Origin of the sequence: Nonomuraea sp. PA05 (genome assembly GCF_008086045.1) — a bacterium.
In the GTDB taxonomy this organism is placed as follows: Bacteria; Actinomycetota; Actinomycetes; order Streptosporangiales; family Streptosporangiaceae; genus Nonomuraea; species Nonomuraea monospora.
The window spans coordinates 45285-55589 of sequence record NZ_VSEY01000063.1 but is presented as its reverse complement, the minus strand read 5'-3'; the positions used below and the strand labels follow the sequence as shown (position 1 = coordinate 55589).

Below are 10305 nucleotides of genomic sequence, written 5' to 3'. Positions count from 1 at the left end.
CCCCCCCCCCCCCCCCCCCCCCCCCCCCCCCCCCCCCCCCCCCCCCCCCCCCCCCCCCCCCCCATTGCCCCCCCCCCCCCCCACACTGATGCCACACCCCCCGCCCCGCCCGCCCCGGCACTCACTCTCCTCACCATCACCCTCCTGTCCACGATCGACGCCCTGATGATCGTCCTGAGCCCGTTCTTCCTCTTCCAGGGCCAGGTGATGCAGGCCCCCCTCCCCCTGGTGGGCCTGACGGTGATCGCCCTGCCCGCCGGCCTCATCGCGGGCGCCACCCTGGCCACCCGCCTGACCGCCCGCATCGGCCCCCGCCCCGTCACCGTGACCGGCGCTGTCCTGACCGCCCTGGGCCTGGCGCTCCTGCTGCCCATCTCCCCCACGTGGCCGGCCGCCGAGGTGGCGCTGCGCCTCGCGGTGGTCGGCGCCGGGATGGGCCTGTCCGCCGCCCCGGCCCACTCCATGATCATGACCGGCGCCGCCCCCGGCCGCCCGGCGGCCCATCTCCAGTTCGCCCGCAACCTCGGCTATGTCCTGGGCGCCACCCTGGCCGCCACCCTGTGGGCGGCCGAGGGCTTCGCGAGAGCCGGGGTGGCCACCGCGCTCCTGCCGGCTCTCGCCGCCGCCGCCGTGGCGGCTCTCTCCCTGATCCCCTACCGCTCCATGACCACCCGACGACCTTCACTCCAACGACCGGGAGCACCATGGACACCCACGCGATCAAGAGTCTGATGACCGAGGCCGTCACCCAGCTCACGGCCCCCGCCGCCCGGCCGATCGAGGTGCGGCACACCCCCAGGCGGCACGTCTACCACCGCCAGGTGCGCTTCTCCGACATCGACGCGCACGGCCACGTCAACAACGTGCGCTTCCTGGAGTACCTGGAGGACGCCAGGATCGCCCTCTTCCTCGACTACGCGGGCACGCCGCCGGAGGACCGCAGCGGCCTGCCCGCCGTGGGGGTCGCGATCGTGCGGCACGAGGTCGACTACCGCAAGCCGCTCAGGTTCCGGCACGGCTCGGTGCGGATCGAGTCGTGGGTGACGAAGGTCGGCCGGGTGAGTTGCGAGCTGGCCGCGGAGATCTGCTCGGACGAGGGGGTGTTCGCCGAGGCCCGTTCGACGATCATGGCCTTCGACCCGCACACCGCCAAGCCGCGGCGCTTCACCATGCCCGAGCGCGCCTTCCTCAAGCGCTACCTGCCCTGATGCGAAACCGGCTCCTCCCGGTGCGGGTCCTGCTCTTCCTGCTGCTGCTCCTGCTCGTCCTGTGGCCGGCGCCGGCGGGCGCGCACGTGGTGGCGCCCGGGGCCGATCTGCGGATCGCCCAGACGATCGCGGGCGCCGAGCTGACGATGACGGTGCGGGGCGTGAGCAGGACGCCCGCGCCCGCCGTCGTGGAGATCGAGGCGTTCCACCCGGTCCCCGACCTGCGGGTGGAGCTGACGCTGCGCTCCTCGGAGAACGGGCGGGCGAGCCGCGCGGCGGTGCGGCTGGCGGCGGGCCGGGCGGGGCCGTACCGGGTGAGCATGCAGGTGTTCCGGGCAGGGCCGCACGAGCTGGAGGTGCGCACGCCCGCCGAACGTTCCGTGCTGCCGGTCCGCGTTCTGGTCCCGGCCACGTCGCCGTGGGAGCTGGTGATCCACGGCGGCTTCTACGTGGCCGGGATCCTGGTGGTCGGCGGGCTGCTGACGGGCGGGACGTCGAGGCGCGGCCCGGCCTTGGCGGTTCGTGCGGGGGCGCTGGCCGGGGTGGTGGCGCTGACCGTCGCGGTGGTGTCGCCGCAGCTTCCCGAGCCCGTCCCGGACGGCGCCGCCCCGGTGGCCGATCCCAGCGGGTCGGGAGCCGGCCGCCCGTACGCGAGCGGGACCGGCCGCCCGTACGTGATGGCGGCCTTCAGCACGCAACCGGCGCGACCGGCGGCGGGAGCGGAGTTCACGCTGGTCGCCGATCTGGTGGACGGGTCCACGGGACGGCCGGTGGACGATCTCACACTCCATCACGAGGCGCTCGCCCACCTGGTGGTGACCAGCGCCGACGGTGCGTACTTCCGTCACCTCCACCCCGTCAGGCTCGGCCCCGGCCGGCTCGCGGTGCGGCTGCGCGCCGACCGGCCCGGCCGCTACCTGGCCCACGCCGAGCTGGAACGGACGGACTCCGGCGGCCAGCTCATCACCGGCACGTTCGACGTCACCGGCACAGCCACGGCGGGCCCGCAGGAGGCCGGGACCGGCCCCGCCCCCGTGCTCGCGCCCGCGCGTCCCGTGGCGGGCCGCCCCACGACCATGCGGCTCCGTACGGCGGGCTCCCTCCAGCCGTGGCTCGGCATGCCCGGCCACCTGATCGTCCGCGACCGGGACGGCGGCTTCCTGGGCCACGTGCACGCCACCCCCACCCGCACCCCGGAGCTGACCTTCACCTTCAGCTTCCCCGCCCCCGGCACGTACTTCGCCTGGATCCAGTACGCCAGGAACTCCACCATCGAGACCGTGCCCTTCACCGTCACGGTAGGAACGGAGAGCGACACGTGATGAGACGCCTGCTGGCCGGGGCCTGCCTGGCGGCGGCGGCCATGACGGTCGCCGCCGGCTGCCTGTCGCGGCCCGGTCCGGTGACGGTGGAGGGCGCGGGCACGCGTTACGCCGTCACGCTGACGGTCGTCGGCGACGACACGGCGGACATCGTGGTGGAGCGGGGCGAGGCGGAGTCGGTGGTCGTGGTGGCCACGATGCCGCAGATGGGGCACGTCACCCCGGAGACGGCGGCGCTGCGTTCGGGGCCCGGCCGGTTCCGGGCGGACGGTGGGCTGTTCACGATGGACGGGGTGTGGGAGGTGTCCGTGCGCCTGTCAGGGGCGGCGGGCGAGGAGGTCATCCCGCTCACCGTCCTGGTCACGTCCTGACGGCGAAGCACGTCCTGACACGGCGGAGGGCGAGGGGTCCGAGAACCCCTCGCCCTCCGAGCGTTTCGTCACACGAGTCCGTCACACGAGTCCCTCACACGAGGGCCAGCGCCCTGACGGGCGCGCCGAACCCGCCGCGCAGCTTCGCCGCCCCCACGACGAGTTGCGCGCCGCGCTCGGGCACCGTGTCGAGCGCGGCCAGGTTCTCCAGGCCGTACCGGCCCGTCGTCAGCAGCATGCGGTGGACGAGCGGTTCCCGCCGCGTCCCCACGTCGAGGCTGCTGGTGTCGGTGCCGAACCCCACGATGGACCGCTGGTTGATCAGGAAGTCCGCGGCCTCAGGGCTGACCCCGGGGAAGCGCATCACCTGCGCGAGAGCGTCGAACTGCAGGTAGGCCGAGGGATTGCCGACCCGCTTGTACCAGCCGCTGTCGAGCGCCACGAAGGCGCGCTCGGGCAGCGGGCCGTTCCTGCGTTCCCATTCGCGCAGGTCCTTCACGGTCAGCTCGGTGATGTTGTCCCGGGCGGCCCGTTCGGCGATCCGCACGACGCACAGGGGCGCGACGAGGTCCTCGGGCCGCACCTGGTCGGCGGTGGGCAGGCCCTTCCTGGAGTGCGCGGGCACGTCCATGTGGGTCCCGGTGTGCTCGTTGAACGTCCATTCCGCGGTGTTGAAGCCGATCACGTCCTCGAACATGACCTGGCGGCGGGCGGGTTTGCGCACGTACATCTCGAAGACGGGGAAGTCGGGGCTGAGCGGGTGCGTGAGGTCCAGGACGCGGGAGGCGCGCACCCCGCTCGCGGCCTCCGCGCGGCGGGGCAGGACGGCGAGCGCGCCGGCGCCGAGCAGGCCGGCGAGGGCGCCGCGCAGCACCTGCCGCCTGCTGCCCCGAGCGGCGGGCTCGCCCTCCGAACGAGCGAACCGCCCCTCCAAGGAGGCCGACTCGCCCTCCGGACGAGCGAACCGCCCCTCCGAAGAGGCCGGCTCAGCCTCCAGACAGGCGGACGGGCCCTCCGAACAGGCGGAGGGCTCGCCTTCCAGGGCGGCCATGATGGTCTCAGGCGCGCACACGGGGCGACCTCCCCCGGCTGGCCAGCGGCGCGAGAAGGGCGGCGGCGTCCTCGCCGTTGGTGGCGTCGGCGACGTAGCCGTCAGGCCGGACGAGGATGAGCTTCGCGCCACGCAGCGGCCCCTGCGCCGCGAAGCCGCCCGGCACCCGGTACGGCTCCCCGTACGCGCTGCCCTTGGACACCAGCACGCGCGGCACGACCCGGTCGGCCAGCGGCTCCATGTCGGGCAGCACCTTGAGCGGGTCGGCGCCCGGCATGACGAGCAGGGTGTGCCGGGGGTCGGCGAGCAGGGCGCCGAGCCGGACGGGGTCGCCGTCGCCGCGCAGCGGGGTCACGGTGACGTCGGGCAGGCCGCGGGCGCCGATGGCGCGCCGCCCGCCGCGCGGGCCGACGACCGGGCTCTTGCGGTAGTCGAGGTCGTCCTGCGCCAGGTTGGGGATGAAGCGGCGCTCCAGCGCCCCGGTGGCGCCGAGCAGGCGCAGCAGCGTGTCGCGCAGGAAGCGGCCGATCGGCGCGCGGACGGTCCACAGCCGGGTCTGCTGGTGGGCGCCGCGCAGCACCTGGGCGGCGATGGGCGAGCGCTCGGCCTGGTAGCTGTCCAGCAGCCGTTCCGCGTCGCCGTACCCGTTGAGGATGAGGGCGAGCTTCCAGCCGAGGTTGGCGGCGTCCTGGATGCCGGTGTTGAGTCCCTGGCCGCCCGCCGGGCTGTGCACGTGGGCGGCGTCGCCGGCCAGCAGGCAGCGGCCCGCCCGGTAGGCGGCGGCCTGCCGCATGTGCACGGGGAAGCGGGTGCTCCACCGCAGGTCCTTGATCCGCAGCGGGTAGGGGGCGCGGTCGTCGGCGAGGCGTTGCAGCTCCTCGACGGTGGGCGCGGAGTCGAGCCTGCCGGCGGTGCTGGCGTCGGCGAAGACGCGCAGTTCGCCGCCGGGCAGCGAGACGAGGACGAGCACGCCGTCGGGGTGCAGGTGGTAGTGCGCCTCGCCGCGCGGGACGGGGCCGGTGACGGCGCCGTCGCCGAGGATGAAGCTCTGCGTGTAGGTGGTGCCCGCGAAGGGGATGCCGGCCAGCTCGCGTACGGTGCTGTGCGCGCCGTCGCAGCCGGCCACGTAGGCGGCGGTGAGCTCCTCGACCCCGCCGGGCCCGTCGAGCCGGACGGTGACGCTGTCGCCGTGGTCGGTGAGCCCGACGAGCTCCGTGCGCCACTCCACCGCCACTCCGAGCTCGCGCAGCTTGGCGGCCATGACGCCTTCGACGGCGGGCTGGGTGATGCCGAGCATGGTGGGGCCGCCGTTGTGCCAGTCGCCGAGCTTGGCGGTGGCCACGTTCCTGGCGCCGGACCAGTAGCGGGCGGCGTTCATCCGCAGCCCGGCGGCGATCACGTCGTCGGCGGTGCCGTGCCGGGCCAGGACGTCGAGCGCGCCCGGCCACATCGCCACGGCTCTGGCCTGGTGGGCGGGCCTGTCGAGGGAACGGTCGATGATCCGGCAGGTGATTCCCTGCCTGCGGAGCTCTGTCGCGAGAGCCAGTCCGGTGGGTCCGGCTCCGACGACCAGGACGGGCAGGGTGATCTTCTCGGTGTCCACCGCGCCACCGTAGGCCGGGGGTGGCCTGCGGCGATTCCAGCGAAGGGTGACAGCGGCTGGAACTAAGGAGTCAGCCCATGTGTCGAAGGAGACATACGCCTTCCGCTTTGGGAAAGGCTGCACCGCTGTGCGGCGGGATCGTCAGGGATGACCGTCGTACCATCCGACAGAACGGCTCTCTTTCGAGAGTACGCAACTGACGGGGAATAGAGCACTTGATGATCAGATTCAATGTTCTCGGTCCACTGGAAGTAGCCACCGAAGCCGACGCGTCACTGCCCAAGGGCCGCAAGGCACGCCAGGTCCTGGCCCTGCTCCTGCTGCGAGCCAACGAGGTGGTGGATGTGGAGACCATCGCCGAGGAGCTGTGGGAGGGTCGCGGCGGGGGGGTCGGCGCGATCCGCACCCACGTCTACAACCTGCGCACGGCGCTGGCCGCCCAGCCGGCCACCAGGGCGGTGGCGGACATGCTGGTGACCGAGCCGACCGGCTACCTGCTGCGGGTGGAGCCGGGTCAGCTCGACGCGGAGGTGTTCGCCGACTCGGTCGCGGAGGGCAGGCAGCTCATGAGCTCGGGCGCCGCCGAGAAGGCGGCGCGGCGGCTGCGTGACGGGCTGAGCCTGTGGCGGGGTCGCGCGCTGGCCAACGTCACGCCGGGGCCGGTGGTGGCCAGGCATCTCACCTACCTGGAGGAGATCCGCAACCGCGCCGTGGAGCTGCGGCTGGAGGCGGACCTGCGGCTCGGCCACCATCGGGAGCTGGTGGCGGAGCTGCGCACGCTGATCGCCAGGAACCCGCTCAACGAGTGGTACCACCTGCGGCTCATCGAGTGCCTGTGCAGGTCGGGGCGGCGCGGCGAGGCGCTGCTCGCCTACCACGATCTGCGCAGGATCCTGGACGAGGAGCTGGGGCTGGAGCCGTCGGCGGAGGCCAGGCGGCTCCAGCACGGGATCCTCTCGGACGTCGAGCACGCGCCGGCCGATCAGCAGTCGAACCGCTCGGTGTACAACTGGTCCCTGCGCGCGCCGCTCGCCCGCAGGCCGGCGGCCGTCGCCTCGACGAACCGGGGGCTGCCGCAGATGAAGTAACGGGCCCGCGGCGTGACCGGGATGGCGGGCCGGTCGGGCCGTACCACTTCCTGGTAGCGCTCGCCGAGGCGGCGGCGCAGCTCCGCGCCGAAGACCGCCTCCTGCGGCGAGGCCACCACGTGGACGAGTGACAGGGGCAGATCGTCGTTCCTGCGCACCAGCTCCACGAAGGGGGTCACGCCGATGCCGCCCGCGATCAGCACCGCCGGCCTGCGTGGCCCGGCCTGCGCGGCGCGGGTGAAGGTTCCGTAGGGGCCGTCGAGGTGGACGACCGCACCCGGCTCGAGAGCGCGCAGCCGCTCGGTGAACGAGCCGGCGTCCTTGACGGCGAAGGTCAGCTCCTTGCCGCCGCCGCGTACGACGCTGAACGGGTGGGCGCGGCTCCGCAGGCTGGTCCGCAGGTAGCAGAACTGCCCCGGCTGCGGGTCCAGCGCGCGGCCCAGCGCCCTGAAGGTGTAGGCGGACACGGTCGGCGACAGCCGCTCGACCCCGGCCAGCCGGTACGGCACCGCCCACCGCGACACCGACAGCCGCCAGCACACCACCCCGGCGAAGGTCACGGCCAGCCCCAGCCAGTACGCCAGCAGCCACGGCGTCTCGGTCAGGTAGCCGCCCAGCCCCCAGGAGTGCACGAACACCAGGGCCAGCAGCGGGTACGACAGGTAGTGCGCGTACCGCCAGACCCGGTGCCCGATCAGGTAGCGGGCCAGCGTGCTGGTCAGCCAGAGCGCCAGGAACATGAGGAACGCCAGCCGCCCCAGCGACGCGTACGCCGACTCGGCCCAGGTGAAGTCGGGCACCAGCACGTACGCCCAGTCCTGCCGGTCGACGACGGTCTCCAGCAGCGGGTGGAGCAGCACGAGGAACGCGCCGCACCCGCCGAGCCACCGGTGCAGCGACACGGCGGCGAGCCGGTCGTCGCCCAGCCGGTGGGAGATCTGCCGCACGCCGAGCAGCACCTGCCACCACATGACGATCGCGCCGGCCAGGCCGAGCAGGTTGGCCACGTCGCCGAGGTCGGACGCTCCCAGGGCCAGGGGGAGCAGCGGCAGGAACGAGACGGCCATCGCGATCGCGACGCGGGTCAGGCCGGAGGGCGCGTCCGGCCGTACGCGGCTCATGTCAGCGCCACCGAGGAACGCACCCGGCCGTCGCGGTCCACGGTGACCCAGTGCGCGCCGGGGTCGTGCCCGGCGAGCCATCGCGGCCCTTCGCGGGTGCCGAGCAGGAGGAGGCAGGTGGCGTACACCTCGGCGGCGGCCAGGTCGGCGGTCATGACGGTGGCCTGCGCGCAGTCGGAACGGGCCGGCTCGCCGGTGCGGGGGTCGATGATGTGGTGCAGCCCGGTGCCGGCCCGGTCGTGCCAGCTTCGCCGTACGACGCTGCTGGTGGCCACCGCGGTGGTGGCGGCGGGCAGTTCCAGCACGCCGGCCGGCCGCTCGCGCAGCGGGTGCTCGACGCCGATCCGCCAGGGGGTGCCGTTCTCGGGCCGCCAGGCGACCAGGTCGCCGCCCGCGTCGATCATCCCGTACGGCACGCGGCTCGCCTCGGCGGCCCGCTGCACGCTCCAGCCCTTGACGAACCCGCCGAGGTCGACGGCGAGGCCCGGCGAGAGCGTCACGGCGCGGCGTTCGTGGTCGAGGTGCACGGCGGGCGCACGGGCGGGGACGGGCGACGCGGCCACCTCCGGTGTCCCGACCAGCGCGAAGTCGGTGTCGTAGCCGAGCCGGGCCAGCTCGGCGCCGAGGAAGGGGTTGAACAGCCCGCCGGTCGCGTCGAAGTAGCCGCAGGCCTCGTCGAGCGCCGTCAGGAACAGCTCGGAGACGACGACGGGCCCGCCGGCGTTGACGCGGCTGGTGTCGCTGGCGGGGTCGAACCGGCTGAAGACGCGCTCCGCGGCGCGCAGCCACTCCAGCACCGCGGCCTGTTCCTGCGGGGGCAGGACGAGCAGGAGGTCGGTGCCCATCACCTGGTCGCGCAGGACCCGCACGCTCATGACCCCCTCGTGAACGTCGTGACGGCCCCGGCGGGCAGCCGCTCGCCCGGGTTGAAGCTGGCCCGGATGTCGGCGACGAGCGCGGGTTCCTGCCCGGTGTCGGCCGGCAGGAACTCGACCCGGGGCTGGGAGGCGTGCGGCGTCTCCCCCACCTCGACGGTGCCGGTGAACAGCACGCGCTTCTCCCACACCACGTTGCCCTCCACCCGATAGGTGTACGAACCGGGCGGGACCGGCTGGCCGCTGCGGTCGGTGGTGTCCCAGTAGACGCTCTGCCTGCCGCTCTCCTGCGCGGGGCGGCTGGCGGCCTTGACCTCGGTGTCGGTGGCCGACTCCCAGCCGGAGGCGCGCCGCCACTGGGGCAGCGACATGGGCCGGCGCTCGAAGCCGCCGTTGGCGGTGAAGCTGGTGGCGAACAGGGTGCGCACGTAGCGTCCCCGCGCGTCCTCGATCCAGATGGCGAGCTGGTTGCTGGCCAGGCGGGGTAACCGGTTGAGCTGGTAGTCGATGCGCACCACTCCCAGGCTGGCGGTGACGGGCACCGACCACGTCAGGCCCGCGGGTGAGGCGGGCGGCGGCTCGGGGCGATAGGCGAGGTAGGCGGCGGTCGCGGTCGTGGCCACTCCGGTGATCACGACCATCGGCACGATCAGTCGGCTCGTCCGCTCCGACATGGTCACCCTTTCCGTAAGGATAGTGTGCATCAACACTATCCACTTTTTGGCACCATGACGATCTCGCCACAGGGATATCCGCGCCCGCTCGGGGTAGCGGCGTTCCCATGTCCCCCATCGTGGCCGTGGTGGCCCACCGCAAGAAGACTCTGGGCGCGGGACTGGACGCGCTCCGCGTGCTCATCAGCGAGCAGGACGTCGGCGAGCTGATCTGGCACGAGGTGTCGAAGAGCAAGAAGGCCGGCAAGAAGGTGCGCAAGGCGCTCGACGAGGGCGCCGAGCTGGTGTTCGTCTGGGGCGGCGACGGCATGGTGCAACGCTGCGCCGACGCCCTGGCGGGCTCGGGCGTGCCGATGGCCATCCTCCCCGCCGGCACCGCGAACCTGTTCGCCGCCAACCTCGGCATCCCCGCCGACCTGGACGAGGCCGTGCGCATCGGCTTCCACGGGCGGCAGGAGAAACTCGACCTGGGCGTGGTCAACGGCGAGCACTTCGCGGTGATGGCCGGCGCCGGCTTCGAGGCCGAGATGATCGCCGACGTGGACGGCCAGGCCAAGCGGCGCTTCGGCAAGCTCAGCTACTTCAGGGCGGCCGTGCGGCACGTCGGCGGCCCCCGGGTGCCGATGAAGATCAAGCTGGACGGGGCGACCTGGTTCGAGGGCAAGGCGAGCTGCCTGCTGCTGGGCAACGTGAGCACGATCGCCGCCGGTGTCGAGGCCTTCGACGACGCCCGCCCCGACGACGGCTGGATCGAGGTGGGCATCACCACCGCCAAGGGCCCGGTGCAGTGGACGCGGGTGCTGACCAGGATGGCCACGAGCCGCTCCGACGGCTCGCCCCTGGTGCGGGTCTCCCGGGCCAGGAAGATCACGGCCCGCTTCGGCCGCCCGTTACGTTACGAGCTGGACGGCGGAGAGCGCGGCTACACCACCAAGATCAAGGCCGAGGTCGTCGCGGGCGGGCTGACCGTCTGTCTCCCCGCGGACGGCTGA

11 protein-coding genes are annotated in these 10305 nt (G+C 73.5%); 6 read left to right on the top strand and 5 right to left on the bottom strand.

The window, feature by feature from the left end; translation table 11 throughout:
• Positions 1-165 precede the first annotated feature (165 nt).
• From FXF51_RS55085 to FXF51_RS55070, 4 genes are read left to right on the top strand one after another with little or no spacing between them, the layout of a single operon-like run.
• A complete protein-coding gene (locus FXF51_RS55085) occupies positions 166-732 on the top strand; it encodes an MFS transporter (RefSeq protein WP_148442877.1) in 567 nt (188 codons plus the stop codon).
• Positions 705-1208: an acyl-CoA thioesterase gene (locus tag FXF51_RS55080; RefSeq protein WP_262380527.1), complete on the top strand. Its 504-nt coding sequence runs from the start codon at positions 705-707 to the stop codon at positions 1206-1208. The genes FXF51_RS55085 and FXF51_RS55080 overlap by 28 nt, the downstream gene beginning before the upstream one ends.
• Positions 1208-2530 (top strand): hypothetical protein, encoded by a 1323-nt coding sequence (locus FXF51_RS55075; protein ID WP_148442876.1) that lies wholly within the window; start codon positions 1208-1210, stop codon positions 2528-2530. The genes FXF51_RS55080 and FXF51_RS55075 overlap by 1 nt, the downstream gene beginning before the upstream one ends.
• On the top strand, positions 2530-2901 hold the full coding sequence (locus FXF51_RS55070) for a hypothetical protein (RefSeq protein ID WP_148442875.1): 372 nt from the start codon (positions 2530-2532) through the stop codon (positions 2899-2901). The genes FXF51_RS55075 and FXF51_RS55070 overlap by 1 nt, the downstream gene beginning before the upstream one ends.
• A 94-nt stretch (positions 2902-2995) precedes the next feature.
• On the opposite strand, the gene FXF51_RS55065 is transcribed toward FXF51_RS55070, so the two are convergent.
• Together FXF51_RS55065 and FXF51_RS55060 are read right to left on the bottom strand one after the other, a co-directional pair.
• Positions 2996-3973: a cyclase family protein gene (locus FXF51_RS55065; RefSeq protein ID WP_148442874.1), complete on the bottom strand. Its 978-nt coding sequence runs from the start codon at positions 3971-3973 to the stop codon at positions 2996-2998.
• Entirely contained in the window at positions 3960-5555 is a 1596-nt protein-coding gene (locus FXF51_RS55060) for an FAD-dependent monooxygenase (RefSeq protein ID WP_187415099.1), read from the bottom strand. Before FXF51_RS55060 ends, FXF51_RS55065 begins: the two co-directional genes overlap by 14 nt.
• Before the next feature lie 218 nt (positions 5556-5773).
• Between FXF51_RS55060 and FXF51_RS55055 the strand changes: the two genes are divergently transcribed.
• Complete coding sequence (locus FXF51_RS55055) at positions 5774-6643, top strand: AfsR/SARP family transcriptional regulator (protein WP_148442872.1); 870 nt, start codon at positions 5774-5776, stop codon at positions 6641-6643.
• Here FXF51_RS55055 and FXF51_RS55050 read toward each other — a convergent pair.
• The 3 genes from FXF51_RS55050 to FXF51_RS55040 are packed head-to-tail and all read right to left on the bottom strand — an operon-like array spanning position 6538 to position 9343.
• On the bottom strand, positions 6538-7764 hold the full coding sequence (locus FXF51_RS55050) for a ferric reductase-like transmembrane domain-containing protein (RefSeq protein ID WP_187415098.1): 1227 nt from the start codon (positions 7762-7764) through the stop codon (positions 6538-6540). The two genes, FXF51_RS55055 and FXF51_RS55050, sit on opposite strands and share 106 nt — an antisense overlap.
• Positions 7761-8639 (bottom strand): FAD:protein FMN transferase, encoded by an 879-nt coding sequence (locus FXF51_RS55045; protein ID WP_148442870.1) that lies wholly within the window; start codon positions 8637-8639, stop codon positions 7761-7763. The genes FXF51_RS55050 and FXF51_RS55045 overlap by 4 nt, the downstream gene beginning before the upstream one ends.
• Positions 8636-9343 carry a DUF2271 domain-containing protein gene (locus tag FXF51_RS55040; protein WP_148442869.1) on the bottom strand — a complete coding sequence of 236 codons (708 nt, stop codon included), beginning with the start codon at positions 9341-9343 and terminating at the stop codon, positions 8636-8638. Before FXF51_RS55040 ends, FXF51_RS55045 begins: the two co-directional genes overlap by 4 nt.
• A gap of 77 nt (positions 9344-9420) precedes the next feature.
• Here FXF51_RS55040 and FXF51_RS55035 point away from each other — a divergent pair, with 77 nt between their 5' ends.
• Positions 9421-10305 carry a diacylglycerol/lipid kinase family protein gene (locus tag FXF51_RS55035; RefSeq protein WP_148442868.1) on the top strand — a complete coding sequence of 295 codons (885 nt, stop codon included), beginning with the start codon at positions 9421-9423 and terminating at the stop codon, positions 10303-10305.

What these genes read in the sequence shown, in the direction of transcription:
- FXF51_RS55085 (WP_148442877.1), top strand. Translation starts at nt 166, where the DNA reads ATGATCGTCCTGAGCCCGTTCTTCCTCTTCCAGGGCCAGGTGATGCAG.
- FXF51_RS55080 (WP_262380527.1), top strand. Translation starts at nt 705, where the DNA reads ATGGACACCCACGCGATCAAGAGTCTGATGACCGAGGCCGTCACCCAG.
- FXF51_RS55075 (WP_148442876.1), top strand. Translation starts at nt 1,208, where the DNA reads ATGCGAAACCGGCTCCTCCCGGTGCGGGTCCTGCTCTTCCTGCTGCTG.
- FXF51_RS55070 (WP_148442875.1), top strand. Translation starts at nt 2,530, where the DNA reads ATGAGACGCCTGCTGGCCGGGGCCTGCCTGGCGGCGGCGGCCATGACG.
- FXF51_RS55055 (WP_148442872.1), top strand. Translation starts at nt 5,774, where the DNA reads ATGATCAGATTCAATGTTCTCGGTCCACTGGAAGTAGCCACCGAAGCC.
- FXF51_RS55050 (WP_187415098.1), bottom strand. Translation starts at nt 7,764, where the DNA reads ATGAGCCGCGTACGGCCGGACGCGCCCTCCGGCCTGACCCGCGTCGCG.
- FXF51_RS55045 (WP_148442870.1), bottom strand. Translation starts at nt 8,639, where the DNA reads ATGAGCGTGCGGGTCCTGCGCGACCAGGTGATGGGCACCGACCTCCTG.
- FXF51_RS55040 (WP_148442869.1), bottom strand. Translation starts at nt 9,343, where the DNA reads ATGCACACTATCCTTACGGAAAGGGTGACCATGTCGGAGCGGACGAGC.
- FXF51_RS55035 (WP_148442868.1), top strand. Translation starts at nt 9,421, where the DNA reads ATGTCCCCCATCGTGGCCGTGGTGGCCCACCGCAAGAAGACTCTGGGC.